This window comes from Antarctobacter aquimaris (assembly GCF_900184945.1).
GTDB lineage: Bacteria > Pseudomonadota > Alphaproteobacteria > Rhodobacterales > Rhodobacteraceae > Maliponia > Maliponia aquimaris.
In genome coordinates, this window is the sequence record NZ_FXYF01000002.1 from 366,619 (window position 1) to 386,682 (window position 20,064).

At 65.6% G+C, this 20,064-nt stretch carries 25 protein-coding genes; 1 reads left to right on the top strand and 24 read right to left on the bottom strand.

Annotated features, from left to right (window positions below; genetic code table 11):
• The first annotated feature begins 104 nt into the window (after positions 1-104).
• Positions 105-1,580: a DEAD/DEAH box helicase gene (locus MAA8898_RS04465; protein ID WP_094019770.1), complete on the top strand. Its 1,476-nt coding sequence runs from the start codon at positions 105-107 to the stop codon at positions 1,578-1,580.
• Between the two features lie 167 nt (positions 1,581-1,747).
• On the opposite strand, the gene MAA8898_RS04470 is transcribed toward MAA8898_RS04465, so the two are convergent.
• The 24 genes from MAA8898_RS04470 to MAA8898_RS04575 form a co-directional block, all read right to left on the bottom strand.
• Positions 1,748-3,415, bottom strand: coding sequence for a ribonuclease J (locus MAA8898_RS04470; RefSeq protein WP_094019771.1), 1,668 nt, complete (start codon positions 3,413-3,415; stop codon positions 1,748-1,750).
• Complete coding sequence (locus MAA8898_RS04475) at positions 3,412-4,194, bottom strand: type III pantothenate kinase (protein WP_094019772.1); 783 nt, start codon at positions 4,192-4,194, stop codon at positions 3,412-3,414. Before MAA8898_RS04475 ends, MAA8898_RS04470 begins: the two co-directional genes overlap by 4 nt.
• A gap of 7 nt (positions 4,195-4,201) precedes the next feature.
• Positions 4,202-4,948, bottom strand: a complete 747-nt coding sequence (locus MAA8898_RS04480; protein ID WP_094019773.1) for a biotin--[acetyl-CoA-carboxylase] ligase — start codon at positions 4,946-4,948, stop codon at positions 4,202-4,204.
• Between the two features lie 118 nt (positions 4,949-5,066).
• On the bottom strand, positions 5,067-6,509 hold the full coding sequence (gene nuoN, locus MAA8898_RS04485; protein ID WP_094019774.1) for an NADH-quinone oxidoreductase subunit NuoN: 1,443 nt from the start codon (positions 6,507-6,509) through the stop codon (positions 5,067-5,069).
• Between the two features lie 11 nt (positions 6,510-6,520).
• On the bottom strand, positions 6,521-8,089 hold the full coding sequence (locus MAA8898_RS04490; RefSeq protein WP_094019775.1) for an NADH-quinone oxidoreductase subunit M: 1,569 nt from the start codon (positions 8,087-8,089) through the stop codon (positions 6,521-6,523).
• A complete protein-coding gene (locus MAA8898_RS04495; RefSeq protein ID WP_094019776.1) occupies positions 8,082-8,354 on the bottom strand; it encodes a hypothetical protein in 273 nt (90 codons plus the stop codon). Before MAA8898_RS04495 ends, MAA8898_RS04490 begins: the two co-directional genes overlap by 8 nt.
• Positions 8,354-10,513, bottom strand: coding sequence for an NADH-quinone oxidoreductase subunit L (gene nuoL, locus MAA8898_RS04500; protein WP_094019777.1), 2,160 nt, complete (start codon positions 10,511-10,513; stop codon positions 8,354-8,356). Before nuoL ends, MAA8898_RS04495 begins: the two co-directional genes overlap by 1 nt.
• A 13-nt stretch (positions 10,514-10,526) precedes the next feature.
• Positions 10,527-10,655 carry a hypothetical protein gene (locus tag MAA8898_RS27050; protein WP_281252844.1) on the bottom strand — a complete coding sequence of 43 codons (129 nt, stop codon included), beginning with the start codon at positions 10,653-10,655 and terminating at the stop codon, positions 10,527-10,529.
• A gap of 23 nt (positions 10,656-10,678) precedes the next feature.
• A complete protein-coding gene (gene nuoK, locus MAA8898_RS04505; protein ID WP_023849383.1) occupies positions 10,679-10,984 on the bottom strand; it encodes an NADH-quinone oxidoreductase subunit NuoK in 306 nt (101 codons plus the stop codon).
• Between the two features lie 100 nt (positions 10,985-11,084).
• Positions 11,085-11,279 carry a hypothetical protein gene (locus MAA8898_RS04510; RefSeq protein WP_094019778.1) on the bottom strand — a complete coding sequence of 65 codons (195 nt, stop codon included), beginning with the start codon at positions 11,277-11,279 and terminating at the stop codon, positions 11,085-11,087.
• A complete protein-coding gene (locus MAA8898_RS04515; RefSeq protein ID WP_094019779.1) occupies positions 11,276-11,809 on the bottom strand; it encodes a hypothetical protein in 534 nt (177 codons plus the stop codon). The genes MAA8898_RS04510 and MAA8898_RS04515 overlap by 4 nt, the downstream gene beginning before the upstream one ends.
• On the bottom strand, positions 11,806-12,408 hold the full coding sequence (locus MAA8898_RS04520) for an NADH-quinone oxidoreductase subunit J (protein WP_094019780.1): 603 nt from the start codon (positions 12,406-12,408) through the stop codon (positions 11,806-11,808). The genes MAA8898_RS04515 and MAA8898_RS04520 overlap by 4 nt, the downstream gene beginning before the upstream one ends.
• On the bottom strand, positions 12,405-12,812 hold the full coding sequence (locus tag MAA8898_RS04525) for a carboxymuconolactone decarboxylase family protein (protein ID WP_094019781.1): 408 nt from the start codon (positions 12,810-12,812) through the stop codon (positions 12,405-12,407). Before MAA8898_RS04525 ends, MAA8898_RS04520 begins: the two co-directional genes overlap by 4 nt.
• On the bottom strand, positions 12,809-13,318 hold the full coding sequence (locus MAA8898_RS04530; RefSeq protein ID WP_094019782.1) for a hypothetical protein: 510 nt from the start codon (positions 13,316-13,318) through the stop codon (positions 12,809-12,811). Before MAA8898_RS04530 ends, MAA8898_RS04525 begins: the two co-directional genes overlap by 4 nt.
• Before the next feature lie 7 nt (positions 13,319-13,325).
• Positions 13,326-13,820, bottom strand: coding sequence for an NADH-quinone oxidoreductase subunit NuoI (gene nuoI, locus MAA8898_RS04535; RefSeq protein WP_094019783.1), 495 nt, complete (start codon positions 13,818-13,820; stop codon positions 13,326-13,328).
• A gap of 1 nt (position 13,821) precedes the next feature.
• Positions 13,822-14,145 carry a hypothetical protein gene (locus MAA8898_RS04540; protein ID WP_094019784.1) on the bottom strand — a complete coding sequence of 108 codons (324 nt, stop codon included), beginning with the start codon at positions 14,143-14,145 and terminating at the stop codon, positions 13,822-13,824.
• A 135-nt stretch (positions 14,146-14,280) separates the two neighbouring features.
• A complete protein-coding gene (gene nuoH, locus MAA8898_RS04545) occupies positions 14,281-15,318 on the bottom strand; it encodes an NADH-quinone oxidoreductase subunit NuoH (protein ID WP_094019785.1) in 1,038 nt (345 codons plus the stop codon).
• Positions 15,319-15,325: 7 nt separating this feature from the next.
• Complete coding sequence (locus tag MAA8898_RS04550; RefSeq protein ID WP_503100495.1) at positions 15,326-15,715, bottom strand: YNQ4 family lipoprotein; 390 nt, start codon at positions 15,713-15,715, stop codon at positions 15,326-15,328.
• Positions 15,716-15,724: 9 nt separating this feature from the next.
• Entirely contained in the window at positions 15,725-17,749 is a 2,025-nt protein-coding gene (gene nuoG / locus MAA8898_RS04555; RefSeq protein ID WP_094020010.1) for an NADH-quinone oxidoreductase subunit NuoG, read from the bottom strand.
• 214 nt (positions 17,750-17,963) lie between these two features.
• Entirely contained in the window at positions 17,964-18,356 is a 393-nt protein-coding gene (locus MAA8898_RS04560; protein WP_094019786.1) for a DUF5333 domain-containing protein, read from the bottom strand.
• Between the two features lie 135 nt (positions 18,357-18,491).
• Positions 18,492-18,827: a hypothetical protein gene (locus MAA8898_RS04565; protein WP_141194789.1), complete on the bottom strand. Its 336-nt coding sequence runs from the start codon at positions 18,825-18,827 to the stop codon at positions 18,492-18,494.
• Between the two features lie 96 nt (positions 18,828-18,923).
• Complete coding sequence (locus MAA8898_RS04570) at positions 18,924-19,397, bottom strand: DUF3291 domain-containing protein (RefSeq protein WP_094019788.1); 474 nt, start codon at positions 19,395-19,397, stop codon at positions 18,924-18,926.
• Positions 19,379-19,843 carry a hypothetical protein gene (locus MAA8898_RS25705; RefSeq protein ID WP_141194790.1) on the bottom strand — a complete coding sequence of 155 codons (465 nt, stop codon included), beginning with the start codon at positions 19,841-19,843 and terminating at the stop codon, positions 19,379-19,381. Before MAA8898_RS25705 ends, MAA8898_RS04570 begins: the two co-directional genes overlap by 19 nt.
• A 3-nt stretch (positions 19,844-19,846) precedes the next feature.
• Positions 19,847-20,044 (bottom strand): hypothetical protein, encoded by a 198-nt coding sequence (locus MAA8898_RS04575; RefSeq protein WP_094019789.1) that lies wholly within the window; start codon positions 20,042-20,044, stop codon positions 19,847-19,849.
• Between the last annotated feature and the right edge of the window lie 20 nt (positions 20,045-20,064).

A 20,064-nucleotide genomic window follows, 5' to 3' on the forward strand; every position in this document is an offset into this window, starting at 1 on the left:
CGAACCGCACACAGGGGTGACAGCACTCAAGATATGGGCCATCCGGCCCACCCCCCAGCTAGACGTGCGGGCCAGGTTCAGTGTCCGCAAGCAAACGGACATCCATGACCAAGTTCAGCGATCTCAACCTCAGCCCCAAGGTTCTCAAGGCCGTCGAAGAAGCCGGCTACGAAATCCCCACCCCGATTCAGGCCGGCGCCATTCCGCCCGCGCTCGAAGGCAGGGACGTGCTCGGCATTGCCCAGACGGGCACCGGCAAGACGGCCAGCTTCACCCTGCCGATGATCACCAAGCTGGCGCGCGGCCGCGCCCGGGCGCGGATGCCGCGCAGCCTGGTGCTGTGCCCCACGCGCGAACTGGCCGCGCAGGTGGCCGAGAACTTCGACACCTACTCCAAGCACGTCAAGCTGACCAAGGCGCTGCTGATCGGCGGCGTCTCGTTCAAGGAGCAGGACACCCTGATCGACAAGGGCGTCGACGTGCTGATCGCCACCCCCGGCCGCCTGCTTGACCATTTCGAGCGCGGCAAGTTGCTGCTGACCGGCATCGAGATCATGGTGGTGGACGAGGCGGACCGGATGCTCGACATGGGCTTCATCCCCGACATCGAACGAATCTTCAGCCTGACCCCCTTCACCCGGCAGACGCTGTTCTTCTCGGCCACCATGGCGCCCGAGATCGAGCGCATCACCAACACCTTCCTGTCGGCCCCGGCCCGGATCGAGGTGGCCCGCCAGGCGACCGCCTCCGAAACCATCGAGCAGGCCGCCGTGGTGTTCAAACCCTCCCGCAAGGACCGCGAGGCCAGCGAGAAACGCGCCGTGCTGCGCGCCCTGATCGACAGCGAAGGCGAGGCCTGCACCAACGCCATCATCTTCTGCAACCGCAAGGTCGACGTGGACACCCTGTCCAAGTCGCTGAAGAAATACGGCTATGACGCGGCGCCGATCCACGGCGACCTCGACCAGTCGCAGCGCACCCGCACGCTGGACGGCTTTCGCGATGGCAGCCTGCGCTTCCTGATCGCGTCGGACGTGGCGGCGCGCGGTTTGGACATTCCGGCGGTCAGCCACGTGTTCAACTTCGACGTGCCCAGCCATGCCGAGGACTACGTGCACCGCATCGGCCGCACCGGCCGCGCCGGGCGCAAGGGCAAGGCATTCACCATCTGCGGCCCGCGCGACGACAAGTACCTCGAAGCGGTCGAAAAGCTGCTCCAGAAGGAAATTCCGCGCGTCGAAAACCCGGCCGCCAAGGGCGGCTCCGACGTGGAGACTGCCCCGGTGCGGGATGAGGAACCCCGCAAGACCGAACGCAAGCCACGCAGCCGCAAGTCCGACAGCCGCCCGCCCAAGGCCGCCGAGGCCCCGCGCGTCGCCGAGGCCCCGGTTGCCGAAACCCCACGCGCCGAGCCGGCCCGCAGCGACAGCCCGCGCACCGAAACCCCGCGCAGCACCCCGCCCCGCAATGAAAGCCCGCGCGGCGACCGCCGTGGTGGCCGTGACAGCACCGTTGTCGGCCTGGGCGACCACATGCCCGAATTCATCGCGCTCAGCTTCGACGAGCGCCGCGCCGGCTGAATGACGCCCGGAGGCAACTCCGGGCCGCCTGTCCTGTCATGGTACGGGATCGTCACGTCCGGCAGGACGTGACCCCGCGCCGCGACAGAGACGGCTCAAAGCACCCAGATTGACAAAGGCCGCGCCCTCGGACGCGGCCTTTCTTCATCGCACCGTCCCGCGCGCCCTCAGCTCAGGCGGCTGACCACCACCGTCACTTCGGGCTTCTTGCCGATCTCGGTCAGCGAGGTGTTGCGCACGACGCGGCGCAGCCCTTCTTCCAGCTTGTCGTCATCCTTCAGCGTCTTGTCCCCGGCCCGCGCGATGAACTGCGCCAGGTCCTCTTCGAGGATGTCGACCAGCGGCGCATGGCTGCGGCCGGTTTCCGGCAGACCCATCAGGTCGCACCAGGGCTCTCCCAGCGGCGCGTCCTCTTCGTCGAGGATCACGGTCACCACGACATGTCCGTTCAGCGCCAGGCGGATGCGGTCACGCACGATGCCATCCATCGCGCCGATCTGCACCGACCCGTCGAGGTAGGTGCGCCCGGTCTCGATGTATTCCGCCACGGTGGGCGCGTTGCCGCTGAGGTCGATCATCATGCCGTTGACCGCCAGCACCCCTGTCCGTCCGCGCGCCGTGGCGATGCGGGCATGTTCGCGCAGGTGGCGGTGTTCGCCGTGCATGGGCACCACGATCTGCGGCTGCACGATGTCATGCACGGTCTCCAGGTCAGGCCGGTTGGCATGACCCGAGACATGGTAATCGCCCATCGACTCGTCGACCACGTCGACGCCCTTTTCCGACAGCGCGTTCATGATGCGGATCACGTCGCGCTCGTTGCCCGGGATGGTCTTGGAGGAGAACAGGAACAGGTCGCCCTCCTTCAGCTCGATGCCGTTGTACTTGCCCCGCGCCAGCTGCGCGCTGGCGGCGCGGCGCTCGCCCTGGCTGCCGGTCACCAGAAGCATGACGTCTTCCCGCGGCATGTGCGCCGCGTCCTCGGGGCCGATCACCTTGGGGAAATCCTTCAGCACGCCGGTTTCCACCGCCGCCTCGATCATCCGGCGCATCGCCCGGCCCAGCAGGCAGATCGACCGCCCCGCGCGCGACCCGGCCTCGGCCAGCGTCTTCACCCGCGCGACGTTGGAGGCAAAGGTGGTGGCGACGACCATGTTCTTCGCCTCCTTCACCAGTTTTTCGATCGACGGCCCCAGCATCTTTTCCGACCGGCCCGGATGGCGCGAAAACACGTTGGTCGAATCGCAGATCAGCGCCTTGACCCCCGGTTTGGACACCTCGGCCCAGAGCGCCGGGTCCCACGGTTCCCCTACCAGCGGTGTCGGGTCCAGCTTGAAGTCGCCCGAGTGGATCACCCGCCCGGCCGGCGTGTCGATCACCAGTGCGCTGGTTTCCGGGATCGAATGCGAAATCGGCAGGAACCCCACGGTGAACGGCCCCACCGTCACCGTCTGCGGCCAGGCCGACACGGTGCGCACGGCCTTGCCCTCGACCCCGTATTCCGCCAGCTTGCCGCGCGCGATGTTCGACGTAAAGGCGCGGGCGTAGATCGGCATCCCCAGCGCGTCGAAGGTATGGCCCACCGCGCCGACGTGGTCCTCGTGCGCGTGGGTGATGAAGAGCGCCTCGATGCGTTCCTTGTTCTTCTTCAGCCAGGTGATGTCGGGCAGGATCAGGTCGACGCCGGGCGTCGAATCCATGTCCGGAAAGGCCACGCCGATGTCGACGACGATCAGCCGTTCCGCACCCGGCTTGCCATAGCCGTAGACGTAGCAGTTCATGCCGATCTCGCCGGCGCCGCCCAGCGGCAAATAGATCAGTCGGTTCTCGCTCATGTGCCTGCTCTCTCGGATGAATTGTATTTATGGATGACGGTCAGCCCGTGCATTGTCAGGTCCTCTCGGACCACGTCGAATAGATCGGTCGATTGCTGGAACAACGGCGCCAGCCCGCCGGTGGATATGACCTGCATCGGGCGGTCACGCTCGGCCTTGATGCGGGCGCAGATTTCGCGCACGAGACCGACGTAGCCCCAGAAGATGCCGGACTGCATGCAGGCCACGGTGTTGGTGCCCACCACGCTTTGCGGCTTGGAGATGTCGACATGCGGCAGCGCCGCGGCGGCCAGGTGCAGCGCCTCCAGCGACAGGTTGACCCCCGGCGCGATCACCCCGCCGACATAGGCGCCGTCGGTGTCGACCACGTCAAAGGTCGTCGCGGTGCCGAAATCGACCAGGATCAGGTCGCCGCCGTACAGCGAATTGCCCGCCACCGTGTTGACCAGCCGGTCCGGCCCCACCTGTGTGCCCGCGTCCACGCGCACATCGACCGGCAACAGGCAGTCCGGTTTGCCCACCACCAGCGGGCGGGTGTTGAAATAGCGGTCCGACAGCACCCGCAGGTTGAAAACCACGCGCGGCACCGTCGACGAGATGATCACATCGGTGATCTTCGGGTCGATCTTCTGGAAATTCATCAGCGTCGACAGCCAGACATAGTACTGGTCCGCGGTGCGCTGGTGCTGCGTCGAGGTGCGCCAGGTCGCGATGAACCGCGTGCCATCCCAGATCGAGAAGACGGTATTGGTGTTGCCACAATCAATGGCCAGGAGCATGGGGTGCCTATTCGAAGAAGATGTCTGCCGCGGCGATGCTGACGCGGCCCTTGGGGGTCTTTAGGACAAGTTGGCCACTGGCGTCCACCGTCTCGAACACGCCGCTCACGCTGTCACGCAGCGTTCGCGCGGTCACCCCCTCGCCCAGCCGCGCCGCGCGGTCCAGCCAGAGCCGGCGCAGCGGGTCGAAACCGTAGGTCGCCAGCGTGGTCTCGTGCCGGGCAAATGACGCTGCCAGCGCGTCCAGGAATCGCTCCGGCGTGACCCGCACCCCGGTTTCCACCAGCAGGGACACCGGCGGCACCGCGCCCGGCTCCACCTGCGCCGCGTCCGGCGCCGCCAGCAGGTTGACCCCGACCCCGATCGCCAGCCAGCCACGCGGGCCGCCCGCGCTTTCCAGCAGGATGCCTGCCAGCTTGCCGCCGTTCAGCAGCACGTCGTTAGGCCATTTCAGCGACAGCCCGGCCCGGGTCCCGATGACCGCCTCCAGCGCATCGTAGAGCGCCAGCGCGGCGACGAAGGACCGCAGCGCCGCGTGGTCCGGCGGCTCGCTCATCGGCATCACCAGCGTCGCGGCGAAATTGCCTTCGGGGTTTACCCAGGGCCGCCCGCGCCGCCCGCGCGCCGCGGTCTGCCGCAGCGCCAGGATCCACTCCGGCCCCGCCAGCCCGGCGGCGATGCGCGCCGCCTCGGCGTTGGTGCTGTCCACCTCGTCCAGCACCCGCCGCCCATAGCCTTCGGGCCAGTCCGTCATGCGCGGCTCCCCGTGCTTCTTCTGGCCCCAAGTATCCCGGGGGAGTCCCGGACCTTGTCCGGGACGGGGGCAGCGCCCCCGAACCGCCGTGCGCCCGCAGGGCGCACGGCCACCAGGATCACTTGACCAGCGTCGCCGCCGCGGCCTGTGCCACCCCGTCGATGCCGAACAGGTTCACGATCCCGACCACCATGAGGATCGCCGACCCCATCAGGAAGCCCCAGAGCACCGGCGACTTGCCCCCGTCCAGCGCATCCTCGCGGTCCTGGCCAAAGTACATGTAGAACACGATCCGCAGGTAGTAGAAGGCGCCGATCACCGAGGCCACCACACCCGCCACGGCGAGCCAGGCAAAACCCGCCTCGTAGGCCGCGCGCAGCACGTAGAGCTTGCCGAAGAAACCCACCAGCGGCGGCACCCCGGCAAGGCTGAACAGCAGCACCAGCATGGCCAGCGCCTTGCCCGGCTCGCGTGCCGAATACATGCCCAGCGACTGGATGTCCGTCACCGGCTGGCCGTCGCGCTCCATCGACAGGATAAAGGCAAAGGTGCCGACGTTCATGGTGACGTAGATCGCCATGTAGATCAGCATGGCCTGCACGCCCAGCTGGGTGCCGGCCGCCAGGCCCATCAGCGCATAGCCCATGTGGGCGATCGAGGAATAGGCCATCAGCCGCTTGATGTCGCGCTGCCCGATCGCCGCGACCGCGCCCAGGAACATCGACAGCAGCGACAACAGCGCCACCACCTGGCCCCAGTCCGCCGTGGCATTGCCGAAGGCGTCGAACATCACGCGGGCGAACAGCGCCATGGCCGCGACCTTGGGCGCGGTGGCAAAGAACGCGGTCACCGGCGTGGGCGAGCCCTGGTAGACGTCCGGCGTCCACATGTGGAACGGCACCGCCGAGACCTTGAACGCCAAGCCCGAGATCAGCATCACGAGGCCGATCAGCAGGCCGATGGACATCTCGCCATGGGTCGCGGTCTGCACGATGCCCGAGAACAGCGTGGTGCCCGCGTAGCCATAGGTCAGCGACGCACCGTACAGCAGCAGGCCCGACGACAGCGCCCCCAGCACGAAATACTTCAGCCCCGCCTCGGTCGACTTGGCGCTGTCGCGGCGCAGCGAGGCCACGACGTACAGCGCCAGCGATTGCAGCTCGAGCCCCATGTAGAGCGACATCAGGTCCCCGGCCGAGACCATCATCATCATGCCGACCACCGCCAGCGCGATGAGCAGCGGGTATTCAAAGCGCAGCAGGCCGCGGCGCTCCATGTAGGCTTCGCTCATCAGCAGCACGCAGGCGGCCGAGATCAGGATGGTGACCTTGGCAAAGCGGGCAAAGCCGTCGTTCACGAACATCCCGTTGAAGGCGACCTGCGTGCCATGCCCCGTGGTGCCGATCCAGAAGGCGAGCGCCAGGAACAGCGCCGAGGTCGCCCAGACCAGCATCGGCGCGAGCTTGTCCTTGCTGGTGTAGACCGCCCCCACCAGCGCCGCCATCGCGTAGACCGACAGCAGGATTTCCGGCAGGATGATGTTGAGATCAGCCGAGATCATGCCCGCACTCCTCAGTGTTCAGCCACGGCAACGCGCGTGTCGACCGCACCGCGGCCGGCACTGGCAAGCGCCGTGTCGTATTTCGAAACCAGCGCCTCGACCGCCGGACCGGTGCGGTCCAGGATCGGGGCCGGGTAGACGCCCATCCAGATCGTCATGATCACCAGCGGCGCAAAGATCGCCTTTTCCCGCCGGTTCATGTCCTTGATGGTCTTCAGGCTTTCCTTGATCAGGTCGCCCATGACGACGCGGCGGTACAGCCACAGCGCATAGGCCGCCGACAGGATCACCCCGGTCGCGGCGCCCGCCGCCACCCAGGTGTTGACCTGGAAGATGCCCATCAGGGTCAGGAATTCGCCGACAAACCCGCTGGTTCCCGGCAGGCCGACGTTGGCCATGGTGAACAGCATGAAGATCAGCGCATAGGCCGGCATCCGGTTCACGAGACCGCCGTAGGCGTCGATCTCGCGGGTGTGCATCCGGTCATAGATCACGCCGACGCAGAGAAAGAGCGCGCCAGAGATGAAGCCGTGGCTGATCATCTGGAAGATCGCCCCGTCGACGCCCTGCTGGTTGGCGGCAAAGATGCCCATGGTCACGTAGCCCATGTGCGCGACGGACGAATAGGCGATCAGCTTCTTCATGTCCTCCTGCACCAGCGCGACGAGGCTGGTGTAGATGATTGCGATCACCGACAGGGTGAAGACAAAGTTCGCCATCACGTCCGAGCCCACCGGGAACATCGGCAGCGAGAACCGCAAGAAGCCGTAGCCGCCCATCTTCAGCAGGATCGCCGCCAGCACAACCGACCCGGCGGTTGGTGCCTGAACGTGCGCTTCGGGCAACCAGGTGTGAACCGGCCACATCGGCATCTTCACCGCAAAGCTGGCAAAGAAGGCGAGGAACAGCATGGTCTGCATCCCGCCGACGACGTGAATGCCCAGAATGCTGAAATCTTCGGAGGCAAAGTTGTGTTTCAGCAGCGATACGTCACAGCCGCCAATGCAGGTGGTGCCCGCATCCGCATACATGCCCACCATCGCCACCAGCATCAGCACAGAGCCAAGGAAGGTGTAGAGGAAGAACTTGAACGAGGCATAGATCCGGTCCTTGCCGCCCCAGATGCCGATGATCAGGAACATCGGGATCAGCCCCGCCTCGAAGAACATGTAGAACAGCACCAGGTCCAGCGCCATGAAGACGCCCAGCATCAGCGTTTCCAGCACAAGGAAGGCGATCATGTATTCCTTGACCCGGTGGCTGACGTCCCAGCTGGCCGCGATGACCAGCGGCATCATGAAGGTGGTCAGCATGACAAACAGCACGCTGATCCCGTCAACGCCCATGCGGTAGCTGAGGCCCAAGAGCCATTCGCGCTCTTCCAGCATCTGGAAGCCGGTGTTGCCGGCGTCGAACTGGAACAGGATGAAGAGCGAGATGACGAAGGTCGCCGTCGTCGCAATCAGCGCAAGCCACTTGGCATTGCGTTGTGCCGCCGCGTCGTCGCCGCGCAGGAAAAGGCCCAGGATCAGGGCCGCCAGCGCGGGCAGGAAGGTGACGATGGAAAGCAGGTTATCCATTGGCTTTCTCCCTTTTGTCCAGGCTCAAGACCGCCACACATAGAGCAAGACACACACAGTACACGACGATTGGCAACCAAGAGAATTTGATCGACACGATCAAACCAACAACGCCCAATCCCAGAAAAAGCGCCAGAACCATGACGATCCCACCGATCATCCGCGTCAATCCCCACCGCCGGGATTGGTCGGTGCCACGATCAAGCCAAGCGCCCAATGCGGACGCAATCACGCCCAGCACGAACAGTAGAAAAACAAGCGCCATTAGTGCGCCCCTCCGCTGAGCGTCATCCAGGTGATGAAGACCGCGATCCCGATCACCATCCAGAAGGCATAGGTAAAGATGTAACCGGACTGCGCCCGCCCCGCGAGCCGGGTGAAGAAGGGCACGACGCCCATGGCAAGGCCGTTGATGCCGCCCTTGATGATCGCCTCGTCACCGCCCTTCCACAGGATGCGTCCCAGCGCCTTGGCCGGCTGCACGAAAAGGAAGTCGTAGATCTCGTCGATGTACCACTTGTTCAGCAGGAACAGGTACAGCGGGCGCTGGCTTTCGGCCAGACGCCTGGGCATGGCCGGGTTCACGATGTAGAACCAGTAGGCCACGGCAAAGCCGATGATCATGGCAATGAAGGGCGAGACCTTGACCCATTTGGGCGCGTGGTGTGCGTCGTCCATCACGTGGTTGTCCGGCGCCATGTAGATCGCCCCTGCCCCCGGTGCCGCGTAGCCGGCATCGGCATGGCCGTCCGCGGCCTCGGCCTGCGCGGTGTCGGCTGCGGGCTCGGCATGGGCCGCGTCGGCGGCGGGGGCCGCATGGTCTGCCTCTGCGGCAGGTGCTGCATGCCCGGCGTCGGCCGCCTCGCCATGCTCGGCTGCGGCAGCATGCGCCGACGGGATGCCGAAGAAGCGGTTCACCCGGTCATGGTCGCCGAAGAAGGACCCGTACCACAGCATCCCCGAGAACACCGCCCCCAGCGCCAGCACCCCGAGGGGGACCAGCATCACGGTCGGGCTTTCGTGGGCGTGCTCATGCGTGTGCTTGTCGCCGCGCGGCTTGCCGTAGAAGGTCATGAACATCAGCCGCCAGCTGTAGAAGCTGGTGAACAGCGCCGCGATGACCAGCGCCCAGAAGGCAAAGCCGCCGTTGGTGCCGGCATAGGCGCTCTCGATCACCGCGTCCTTGGACAGGAACCCGGCAAAACCGATGGTGGTCAGCGGGATGCCGACGCCGGTGATCGCCAGCGTGCCGATCATCATCGCCCAGAAGGTGTAGGGCAGTTTCTTGCGCAGGCCGCCGTAGTTCCGCATGTCCTGCTCGTGGTGCATTCCGTGGATGACCGACCCTGCGCCAAGGAACAGCATCGCCTTGAAGAAGGCGTGCGTGAACAGGTGGAACATCGCGACCGAGTAGACCCCCACACCGGCGGCCACGAACATGTAGCCCAGCTGCGAACAGGTCGAATAGGCGATCACGCGCTTGATGTCGTTCTGCACCAGGCCCACGGTCGCCGCGAAAAACGCGGTGGTCGCCCCGAGGAAGGTGATGAAGGCGGTCGCATGCGGCGCGAATTCCATGATCGGCGACATGCGGCAGACGAGAAAGACACCGGCGGTCACCATGGTGGCCGCGTGGATCAGCGCCGACACCGGGGTCGGGCCTTCCATCGCGTCCGGCAGCCAGGTGTGCAGGATGAACTGCGCCGACTTGCCCATCGCGCCGACGAACAGCAGGAAGGCCACCAGTTCGGCCGCGTTCCACGAGGTCCACAGGAAGGTGATCTGCGTCGCCGCCAGGTCGGGCGCGGCGGCAAACACGTCGTCGAACTTGACGCTGTCGGTCAGGAAGAAAAGCGCAAAGATCCCCAGCGCAAAGCCGAAGTCGCCGACCCGGTTGACCACAAACGCCTTGATCGCGGCGGCGTTGGCACTCGGCTTGCGGTAGTAGAAACCGATCAGCAGGTAGGAGGCGACGCCCACACCTTCCCAGCCAAAGAACATCTGCACCAGGTTGTCCGAGGTCACCAGCATCAGCATGGCGAAGGTGAAGAACGACAGGTAGGCAAAGAAGCGCGGCTTGTAGCTCTCCTCGCCTTCCTTGAAGTTGTCGTCATGCGCCATGTAGCCGAAGGAATAGAGGTGCACGAGCGAAGACACCGTGGTGACCACGATCAGCATGATCGAGGTCAGCCGGTCGAGGCGGATGCCCCAGGAGGTGTCCAGCGTGCCGGAGGTGATCCACGACATCACCTCGACGTGGCGCGTCTCGGGCCCGTGCTGGAAGAAGATGATCCAGGAAAAGGCGCAGGCCAGGAACAGCAGGCCGGTGGAGATCCACTGGGCGCCGCGGATGCCCGTCAGCTTCCAGCCGAAGCCCGCGATCAGCGCCCCCGCGAGGGGAGCAAAGAGGACGATGCTTTCCATTTTTGTTTTCCTCTCAGGCGGTGATCAGCGACAAGATCAGCATCAGCTGCGGATCGGGAAATGGCACAGGAAGAAGCTTTGCGACCGCAAGGCCGATCCACATTTCCGGCGAAAAGCCAGTCAGCAGGGCAAGGCCGGGCAAACCGATAGTTGACATGGTCGACCTCAGCCTTTCATCACGTTGACGTCTTCGACCGCGATGGTGCCGCGGTTGCGGAAGAAGCAGACCAGGATGGCGAGGCCGATGGCGGCCTCGGCCGCGGCGACGGTCAGCACGAAGAGCGTGAAGACCTGCCCCACCAGGTCACCCAGGTGCGTCGAGAAGGCGACGAGGTTGATGTTCACCGCCAGCAGCATGAGTTCGATGCTCATGAGCAGGATGATCACGTTCTTTCGGTTCAGGAAGAGCCCGAAGATGCCGATGACGAACAGCACCGCCGCCACCGTCAGGTAATGTTCCAATCCGATCATGTGCGTCCCTCCGGGCGTTTTGCCCGCTTTTGGTCTTTCAGTCTTGTACTCCGCCGCACCGGCGAAGCCCTGTCTTGCGCCCCGCCTTGCGCGGGACGGGTCATCCCAGCGGGCGCGCCCGCCCCCGCAGCTTCAGCCGGGACAGCTTGTCCTCGGTCCAGCCTTGCACGCGCACCGGCAGCAGCAGCATCGCCCGGCGCAGCAGCCACGCCCCGGCCACGATCTTGAACAGCCAGAAACCGGCGTAGAGCGCCAGCCCGGTGGGCGACAGCAGAATGTCCCAGACTGCGCTCATCCGCGCGCTCCCTTGCTGTCGGGATAGAACAGGCGGCAACCGCAGGACAGGTCGAACGGCTTGCCCGACTGGCCCAGCATCACCGGCGCGGCCAGCGAAGCAATGCGAGTCACCTTCAGCCCCTCTTCCCCGGCCACCTGTCCCAGCACGTCCAGCGACACCGGCGTCTGGGTGTACTCGGCAAAGAGCTGGCCATAGGCACCCTCGGTCGCGGCCATGTGGTCTTCCATCGTCATCGGGTCGGCCGGGCCGAACAGCAGCGCCTGGCCTTCGAGGCAGTCGAGGATCACCCGCGCCTCGGAGACATAGCAGGCGTTGCCGTCGAAATGCAGCTGCGTGACAAAGCCGGAGCGCACGTCCTCTGCCTCGGTCACACCCTCGGCGCCAATCGGCATCCTGTCATGCCGCAGCGCGCAGTTCGCCCCCGCGACGGTCTGCGCCGCCTCGTTCATCGCCGGCGAACAGGCCAGCGCGGGACCGGCCGCCATCAGGACCGCCGCCGCCAGGATATGCCGAAGCGCTGCGTTCACAGACCCTGCCCCGGTTTGACGTCGCGCAGTTCCATCGCCTTGGCCGGGTCGCGGTACATCTGCGCCAGGATGTCCTGACGTTTGACGTCCTGGCGGTGGCGCAGGGTCAGCACGATTGCGCCGATCATGGCGACCAGCAGGATCAGCCCTGCCAGCTGGAACAGCAGGAAATACTGGTCGTACAGGATCAGCCCCAGCGCCTGCGTGTTGTGCACGCCCTCGGGCGTCGGTTGCGCCAGCTGTCCCGCCGCCAGTTCGGAGGCTTCCCAGGCGCCGAAGGCCATGGCCAGCTGCATCAGGATCACCAGGCCGATCAGCAGCGCCAGCGGCATGTATCTCGCCATCTCGGCCTTCAGCTCGGCGAAATCCACGTCCAGCATCATGACCACGAACAGGAACAGCACCGCGACGGCCCCGACGTAGACGATCACCAGCAGCATGGCGACGAATTCCGCCCCCATCAGCACGAACAGCCCGGCCGACGACAGGAAGGCCAGGATCAGCCACAGCACCGAATGCACCGGGTTGCGGCTGATGACGGTGAACAGCCCGCCCGCGATGACGCCGAAAGCGAAGAGGTAGAAGGAAAAGACCATCATGTCTCGTCATCCTTGTTGTCAGAGATGACCTCGCGCGCCAGGTCCATGGCGCGGGTCATCGCGGGAATTCCGGCGAACATCGACATGTGGCCGATGGTTTCGGCGATCTCTTCCGGGGTGGCCCCCGCCTCGAGCGCGTGGCGCACGGTCAGCCGGAACGGCGTCTCGGCCTGCGCGCCCTGCATGGTCAGCCCCGACAGCGTCAGCAGAAGCCGGGTCTTGGCGTCCAGCCCGGTCTTCGACATGCCCTTGCCGAACCACATCTCCATGGCGTCCTTGGACATGGTCGGCCAGAGCTTTTCAAAGCCCTTGGGGTCAAAGCTGGACAGCGCCGGGTTGAAGGCCTTGGCCATCTCCTGCGCCTGCGCCATCATCAGCTCGAACGGTGTCTTGTTATCGCTCATTTCGCGTCCTCCGCGTCCACGTCCGGCCCAGGGCAGGCGCCAAAGACCGAGATCCGCGCCTCCAGCCAGTTCTGCCCGTCGAACTTGCGTCGCTCCAGGATCGACACCGCCTCCACGCCGTCCCGCTCGAACGGCGCCACGCTGGCCAGCCCGTTCGGCAGGCCGGTGTAGCTGTCGCCCCAGTCCGCCATCAGGCGGGCATGGATCGCCGCGATCATCGCCTCCTGGTCCGGCGCGCCGGCGGTCAGGAAGCAGCTGCAAAACCCGTCGTGCGCCATCAGGTTGACCACCGCCTCGGGCGCCAGAACCCAGCTCTGCTTGACCCGCTCCAGACCCGCCGACTCGGCCCGTGCGTCGAGCGTGGCAAAACCGGGCGCCGCCGCCATGCAGACCTGGGAAAACACCTCGGCCCGCTTGGCGCGCCATTCCGGCCCGCCCTCCAGGATGGATTGGCCGGCCGCGGCCTGCGCGGCGAGGATCACGGATATGAACGACAGTCGGATCATGTGCGGGTCAGCGGTACGGAGCGTCGATTTCGAGGTTTCGGGCGATTTCGGCCTCCCAGCGCTCGCCGTTCGCCAGCAGCTTGGCCTTGTCGTAGTACAGTTCCTCGCGCGTTTCGGTGGCGAACTCGAAGTTCGGCCCCTCGACGATGGCATCCACCGGGCAGGCCTCCTGGCAGAAGCCGCAGTAGATGCACTTGGTCATGTCGATGTCGTAGCGCGTGGTGCGGCGGCTGCCGTCGTCGCGCGGTTCGGCGTCGATGGTGATGGCCTGCGCCGGGCAGATCGCCTCGCACAGCTTGCAGGCGATGCAGCGTTCCTCGCCGTTGGGATAGCGGCGCAGCGCGTGTTCGCCGCGGAACCGCGGGCTGAGGGGGCCCTTTTCATGCGGGTAGTTCAGCGTGGCCTTGGGGGCGAAGAAATACTTGAGCCCCAACTGGAAACCCTTGATGAAGTCGGCGAGCAGAAAGTACTTTACGGCCCGGCCATAGTCGATGGTCGCCATGTCAACCTTGCTCCTGTGCGAGTCTGTTCAGTTCCGCGTCCAGCGCCTCGGCCATCGGGTCTTCGCGGTGCTGACCGCCCTGCGACGCCGGCACTGCGGCCGGTCTTGCGACGGGTGTGGGCGCCGGGGACTTGGTGCGGGCCGCCTCGGCCGCCTTCATGTCCGCCGCCCAGCGAAAGATCGCGGCGGCGATCTCGGTCGCCTGCGGCATCAGGTTGCCGTCGCTGTCGACATCCGGCAGGCCGGTGTCGCGCACGACAAAGTCACCAAGGTCGATCATGTCGACATACTTGGCGTCGAGGATGGCGGATTTCAGGTCAGACATGGCGCAGGCCTCCCTTGGCACGGGCACGCACCTCGCGCGCCCCCGCCGTCAGGATACCACGTCCGCGCGATCCCATGACCGCCCGCCCCACGCCGGGGTTGTCCGAAACGATATGTTTCCGATCCGGCAACACTGTCAGCCTCCGACCGTCCAGCGGGCATAGCTGTCGAAGAACCAGCCGAACTTGGCCGCGAAGGCGACGAAGACCACCCAGCCCAGCGAGAACGGCAGGAAAACCTTCCAGCCCAGGCGCATCAGCTGGTCGTAGCGGTAGCGCGGGGTGATCGCCTTCACCATCGCGAAGATGAAGAAGAAGAAGGCCATCTTGGCGACCATCCACAGCGCGCCGTCCGGCAGGCCCGGGATCGGCGACAGCCAGCCGCCGAAGAACAGCAGCGTGGTCAGCGCGCACATCAGGAAGATGGCGATGTATTCCCCGGCCATGAACAGCAGGAAGGGGGTCGAGGAGTATTCCACCTGGTAGCCCGCCACCAGTTCAGATTCCGCCTCCGGCAGGTCGAAGGGCGGGCGGTTCGTCTCGGCCAGCGCCGAGATGAAGAACAGGAAGACCATCGGGAAATGCGGCAGCCAGTACCAGCTGAAGAAACCGTAAGAGCCGTCCTGCGCGGCGACGATGTCGCCGAAGTTCAGCGAGCCGGTCGAGAGGATCACGCCGATGATGATCAGGCCGATCGACACCTCGTAAGAGATCATCTGCGCGGCCGACCGCAACGAGCCGAGGAACGGGTATTTCGAGTTCGACGCCCAGCCGCCCATGATCACGCCGTAGACCTCGAGCGAGGAGACGGCAAAGACGTAGAGGATGGCCACGTTGATGTCCGACAGCACCCAGCCGTCGTTGAACGGGATCACCGCCCAGGCGATCATCGCCAGCACAAAGCTGGCCATCGGCGCCAACATGAACACGGTGCGGTCCGCACCGGCGGGAATGACCACTTCCTTGACGACGTATTTCAACGCGTCGGCGACCGTTTGCAGGATGCCGTAGATGCCCACGACGTTGGGACCGCGCCGCATCTGGACCGCGGCCCAGATCTTGCGGTCGCCGTAGACGAGGAACAGCAGCGACACCATCACGAAGCCAAGCACCGCGAGGCACTGCGCAAAGATGATGACAAAGGTGCCCAGAGGCGTGGCGAAGAAATTTTCCATCAGGTCCTCACACCATCGGTATTCCGTTCTCGGCACAGGCCAGCGCCACCACCTCGGCGTCGATGGTCTTGAGCCCGCGGGGCAGCGCCGCCGAGATGGTGTAAACCGCATCTCCGCGCCAGAGGCCACCCTCTTCGTATGCAGTCGTGCGCAAATGCCGCGCGAAACCGTAGCCCCGGATCAGCGCATACTGCGCCGCCGCACATTCGGCGTAGTCCTCGACGTCGCCGGCATCCCGCGCGCCCCGCATCGTCACGTCGAACTGCACCAGGTCCCCATCCAGCAGCCGCGTCTCGATGCCCTGGTAGACGGGCAAGAAGGGAGCTGCCGGCGTTTTCTCCGGGGTGGTGCAGGCCGACAGGCTCGTGGCGAGGGCCAGCAGGGTTATCACGGCGATCTCCCGCACTTATTCCGCGGCCAGGGGGGTGGCGGCGCGGTCGCGGGCCATCTTTGACAGCTCGGCCATCAGCGCGCTGGCGCGGGCGATCGGGTTGGTCAGGTAGAAGTCGCGGATCGCATAGCGGAAATCCGCATCGCCCAGCGTGCCCGTCTCCAGCGGATGCCAGTCGTTTTCCGGAACCTCGTCGATCTGCGCCAGGTGCGGCACCTCGGCGACCAGCGCCTGGCGCAACTGCGCGAGGCTGTCCCAGGGCAGCTTGGCCCCGACCTCGGCCGACAGCGCACGCAGGATGGCCCAGTTTTCCTTGGCCTCACCCGGCGCGAAACCGGCGCGCAGCGCCAGCTGCGGGCGGCCTTCGGTGTTGACGAACAGGCCCTGTTCCTCGGTGTAGGCCGCGCCCGGCAGGATCACGTCGGCGCGGTGCGCGCCCCGGTCGCCGTGCGAGCCCTGGTAGATCACGAACGCGCCTTCGCCGATCTCGACCTCGTCGGCGCCGAGATTGTAGATCACGTCCGCGTCCTGCACGGCTTCCATGCCGCGGTCATTGACCGCGCCCACGTCCAGCGCGCCGACACGGCCGGCCGCGGTGTGCAGCACCAGCAGCTTGGCGTCGCGCGCCTCGGCAATGGCCATCGCCATGGCCAGCACCGCCGCGCCGTCCGCCTCGGTGATCGCCCCTTGGCCGACGATCACGATGCCGCGCTCGCCTTCCCCCACCGGTTCGCTTTTCGCCAGCTCCAGATGCTCGGCCAGCGCCGCCCGGTCGGTGCCGAAGTGGTGCACCTCATAGGTCAGGTCGACCATCGGCCCGATCAGGCCGACGGTTGCACCGTTGATCCAGGCCTTGCGAATCCGCGCGTTCAGCACCGGCGCCTCGTCGCGCGGGTTGGCGCCGATCAGCAGGATGCCGTTGGCCGAGTCGATGTCCTCGATCGCCGCCGTGCCGACATAGGCCGAGCGGTTGCCCGCGGGCAGTTTCGCCCCGTCGGTGCGGCATTCGACGACGCCGCCCTTGGCTTCGACCAGCTTATTCAGCGAATAGGCCGCCTCGACCGGGGCCAGGTCGCCGACGATGCCGGCCAGCGCCTTGGCGCCATTGATCTTCGACGCGGCGAGGCCGAGCGCCTCACCCCAGGTCGCCGGGCGCAGCTTGCCGTTCTCGCGGATGTAGGGGCGGTCAAGGCGCTGGCGCTTCAGCCCGTCCCAGACGAAGCGCGTCTTGTCGGAAATCCATTCCTCGTTCACGCCGTCATGGTTGCGCGGCAGGAAGCGCATCACTTCGCGGCCCTTGGTATCGACCCGGATGTTGGACCCCAGAGCGTCCATCACGTCGATGGATTCGGTCTTGGTCAGTTCCCAGGGACGGGCGGTAAAGGCGTAGGGCTTGGACACCAGCGCGCCCACCGGGCACAGGTCGATGATGTTGCCCTGAAGGTTCGAATCGAGCGTCTGATTGAGGTACGAGGTGATCTCGCTGTCCTCGCCGCGCCCGGTCTGGCCCATCTGGGTGATGCCGGCCACCTCGGTGGTGAAGCGCACGCAGCGGGTGCAGGAGATGCAGCGCGTCATGTGCGTCTCGACCAGCGGGCCGAGGTTCAAGTCCTCGGAGGCGCGTTTCGGCTCGCGGAAGCGGCTGAAATCGACGCCGTAGGCCATCGCCTGGTCCTGAAGGTCGCATTCGCCGCCCTGGTCGCAGATCGGGCAATCCAGCGGGTGGTTGATGAGCAGGAACTCCATCACCCCTTCGCGGGCCTTCTTGACCATCGGCGAGTTGGTCTTGACCACCGGCAGTTCGCCGTTGCGGCCCGGGCGCAGGTCGCGCACCTGCATGGCGCAGGACGCGGCGGGCTTGGGCGGGCCGCCCACGACCTCGACCAGGCACATGCGGCAGTTGCCGGCGATCGACAGGCGTTCGTGATAGCAGAAGCGCGGCACCTCGATGCCGGCCACCTCACAGGCCTGGATAAGGGTCATCGCCCCCTCGACCTCGATTTCCCGTCCGTCGATGATGATCTTGCGCAAATCGGACATGCCCATGCCTCTCCCGTGTTTCGGCTGGCAGCGCCCACGCCGAGGCGGGCTGCAGTCGCAGCGGTTCTATCGCGCAACGGGCGACATGACCAGATGCCGGGACGATGAAAAACCGGGAAAAAACGACGCGGGGCCGTGGATTATCCGCGGCCCCGCGCTGGTGTGATCGCGGGATCCGAATACGTTCTCGCTGCGCCGCAGCTAAGCCATGGACTCAGCGCAGAAAAAAGCCCACCGGGCCGCCGCTGGCGATCTGGTCGCGGCCGTAGCGGCACAGCGCCTTCTTGTCCTTGGCGTTCACCCCCTGCGCGGCCAGGTAGGCTTCGGCCTTTTGCCGCATCCGCTTCTTTTCCGCGCTGGAGTTGACGTAGTCGTCGATCTCGTCGTCGGAGTATCCCAGCGCCTTGGCCCGCTTCTCCAGTTCCTTGATCTGCGACAGCGCGCGGATCATGCGCGCGTTGATGTCGTCGCAGGTCTTGCGAATCTCGTCGGCGATGGCGATCGCCATGAGTCCGTCGTCGATCTCGGAGACCTCGCGCAGCGGCGGCTTGGCGCTGGCGGGCAGAGCGAGGCACAGGCAGAGGAACGAGGTGAGAATCAGGCGCATGCGCGGCCCTCCTGGTTGATATCACGGCGTACAGGTGGGGTCTGTGCGGGCGGATATGCAATAACAGGCTGCTGCGCGCGCTGGCTTGGGCGGATTTCCACGGGCCGGGGCGCGCCCTGCGCAATCTCTTGCCGGTCAGACGTCGCGGCAGACCCCGCGCAGGGTGAGCGTGTCGTTCGCCACCGGCAGCGGCCGGGCATCCGGCCCGACGACCCAGTCGATGTCGGAGGTGCCGAAATACTGGATGCAGTGCTGAGTCGCCTTGTATTCCGCCGCCGCCACCGCGCCGACCGCCGATTTGGACACCTGGTTGATGGTCACGGTAAAGGTCTGACGCGCCTTGCGCTCGGACTTGACCTGGCCGCGAAAGCGCTGGCCGTCGAATACCGGAGCGTCGCTGCGGAAGATGCCCGCGCGTTCACACCCGCCCAGGCTGGCCGCCATCAGAACCACGCATAGAACCCGAGTCATCATAGTGCTGCCCTCTCCGCCGTGTCCGCCCTGCCCGTCCGGGGGGCGCTGCGGTCGCCGTTGTCTGCCATGTCCCGCGCCGCCGGTCCAGCCCGCCTAGGTCGCGCAGCGCCGTTCGCGCCACATCCGCGCCTGTGGCAGATGGGCCCAGCCGAACGCCTGGTCACTGTCTCCGTTGCGCTGGAAGAGGTCAAGCCGCGCCAGCCCCTCGTCCAGGGTCGGGCGGTGCCCCTCCGCGATCCACCACATGACGAAATGCTGATCGGTCATCAACTCGAACCATTCGGCGCGGCGGTCGTAGAACTGCTTGTGGATGGTGCCCCAGACAAAGCGCTCCAGGCTCTCGGCGTCCTGCCAGACCGTCAGGTTGGCCACGAACTGCGGGTCGCCGCCGATCTTGGTGTCGGTGTTGCCGGTGCCCGGCTCGCCGGAGCCTTCCATCATCCAGACGAATCCCGGCATCCGCTTGCCCAGCCCGTTGACCCTGTCCAGCGCGCCCATGAACTCGGCCACGCGCGGATCGTCGGTGGGGGCAACGAGGCGCCCGATGTTCAACTGTGCCAGATGCATGGATGGCTCCTTTCAGAGCGACGCCGCGTGTCGGTCCTGTTTCGTGGTCGGCACGTCCCAAATACCGAAGTCAAGGACCAACCCGGCCGGTATGCCTGCGGGAGTTTTTTCTTCACCCCGCGCAGTTCAAATAGGAGCTGCTCAGCCTCTGCGGCAATTGTCTTTGGAGCAGATACCCCATGATCGGCCAATGCCTTCAAGTCTTGGAAATCTGCCAAGGAAATAAATGCGCTTTCCAAATGCCCCCGCATGGTTGGGTCAGTTGTCAGTTTTAGCGCTTCAAGGAGCCCTTCTTTGATTACTTCTTTTGAGAAAGGGAGTTCTCGAACGTCTCTTTCAACGCTTCCGCCCTCGCCTAAGACCTTTCCATATTCATTGATGATGATCTCCAGGCTTGGTTTTTTTGGCGCTGAATGTCCTGAAAACAGACGTTTGAGCCAGTTCATCTATCAATTCCCCAGAGGTTTGCGCCCGTGCCAGGCCTTTTCCAGAAAGGACAGCGTCACCCCTGCCCCGACAAACACCAGCCCGGCGATCGCACCATACAGCCACTCCGGCGCCAGCCGCACCGTGATCGCGACATGGGCGTACCAGGCCGGCAAAAAGCAGAAGGCGGCGGTCAGGACCGCCGCCGCCAGGTTCTGCAAGGTTCTCAGGAGGCGTCCGA

Excerpts from the sequence above, each read along its gene's own strand:
- MAA8898_RS04470 (WP_094019771.1), bottom strand. The coding sequence starts at position 3,415 with ATGAGCGAGAACCGACTGATCTATTTGCCGCTGGGCGGCGCCGGCGAG.
- MAA8898_RS04490 (WP_094019775.1), bottom strand. The coding sequence starts at position 8,089 with ATGGATAACCTGCTTTCCATCGTCACCTTCCTGCCCGCGCTGGCGGCC.
- MAA8898_RS04510 (WP_094019778.1), bottom strand. The coding sequence starts at position 11,279 with ATGAGCGCAGTCTGGGACATTCTGCTGTCGCCCACCGGGCTGGCGCTC.
- MAA8898_RS04565 (WP_141194789.1), bottom strand. The coding sequence starts at position 18,827 with ATGACTCGGGTTCTATGCGTGGTTCTGATGGCGGCCAGCCTGGGCGGG.
- MAA8898_RS04520 (WP_094019780.1), bottom strand. The coding sequence starts at position 12,408 with ATGATGGTCTTTTCCTTCTACCTCTTCGCTTTCGGCGTCATCGCGGGC.
- MAA8898_RS04530 (WP_094019782.1), bottom strand. The coding sequence starts at position 13,318 with ATGATCCGACTGTCGTTCATATCCGTGATCCTCGCCGCGCAGGCCGCG.
- MAA8898_RS04540 (WP_094019784.1), bottom strand. The coding sequence starts at position 14,145 with ATGTCTGACCTGAAATCCGCCATCCTCGACGCCAAGTATGTCGACATG.
- nuoL (WP_094019777.1), bottom strand. The coding sequence starts at position 10,513 with ATGGAAAGCATCGTCCTCTTTGCTCCCCTCGCGGGGGCGCTGATCGCG.
- MAA8898_RS04465 (WP_094019770.1), top strand. The coding sequence starts at position 105 with ATGACCAAGTTCAGCGATCTCAACCTCAGCCCCAAGGTTCTCAAGGCC.
- nuoI (WP_094019783.1), bottom strand. The coding sequence starts at position 13,820 with ATGGCGACCATCGACTATGGCCGGGCCGTAAAGTACTTTCTGCTCGCC.
- nuoH (WP_094019785.1), bottom strand. The coding sequence starts at position 15,318 with ATGGAAAATTTCTTCGCCACGCCTCTGGGCACCTTTGTCATCATCTTT.
- MAA8898_RS04475 (WP_094019772.1), bottom strand. The coding sequence starts at position 4,194 with ATGCTCCTGGCCATTGATTGTGGCAACACCAATACCGTCTTCTCGATC.
- nuoK (WP_023849383.1), bottom strand. The coding sequence starts at position 10,984 with ATGATCGGATTGGAACATTACCTGACGGTGGCGGCGGTGCTGTTCGTC.
- MAA8898_RS04560 (WP_094019786.1), bottom strand. The coding sequence starts at position 18,356 with ATGCGCCTGATTCTCACCTCGTTCCTCTGCCTGTGCCTCGCTCTGCCC.
- nuoN (WP_094019774.1), bottom strand. The coding sequence starts at position 6,509 with ATGATCTCGGCTGATCTCAACATCATCCTGCCGGAAATCCTGCTGTCG.
- MAA8898_RS04525 (WP_094019781.1), bottom strand. The coding sequence starts at position 12,812 with ATGAGCGATAACAAGACACCGTTCGAGCTGATGATGGCGCAGGCGCAG.
- MAA8898_RS04570 (WP_094019788.1), bottom strand. The coding sequence starts at position 19,397 with ATGCATCTGGCACAGTTGAACATCGGGCGCCTCGTTGCCCCCACCGAC.
- MAA8898_RS04480 (WP_094019773.1), bottom strand. The coding sequence starts at position 4,948 with ATGACGGACTGGCCCGAAGGCTATGGGCGGCGGGTGCTGGACGAGGTG.
- nuoG (WP_094020010.1), bottom strand. The coding sequence starts at position 17,749 with ATGTCCGATTTGCGCAAGATCATCATCGACGGACGGGAAATCGAGGTC.
- MAA8898_RS04495 (WP_094019776.1), bottom strand. The coding sequence starts at position 8,354 with ATGGCGCTTGTTTTTCTACTGTTCGTGCTGGGCGTGATTGCGTCCGCA.
- MAA8898_RS25705 (WP_141194790.1), bottom strand. The coding sequence starts at position 19,843 with ATGAACTGGCTCAAACGTCTGTTTTCAGGACATTCAGCGCCAAAAAAA.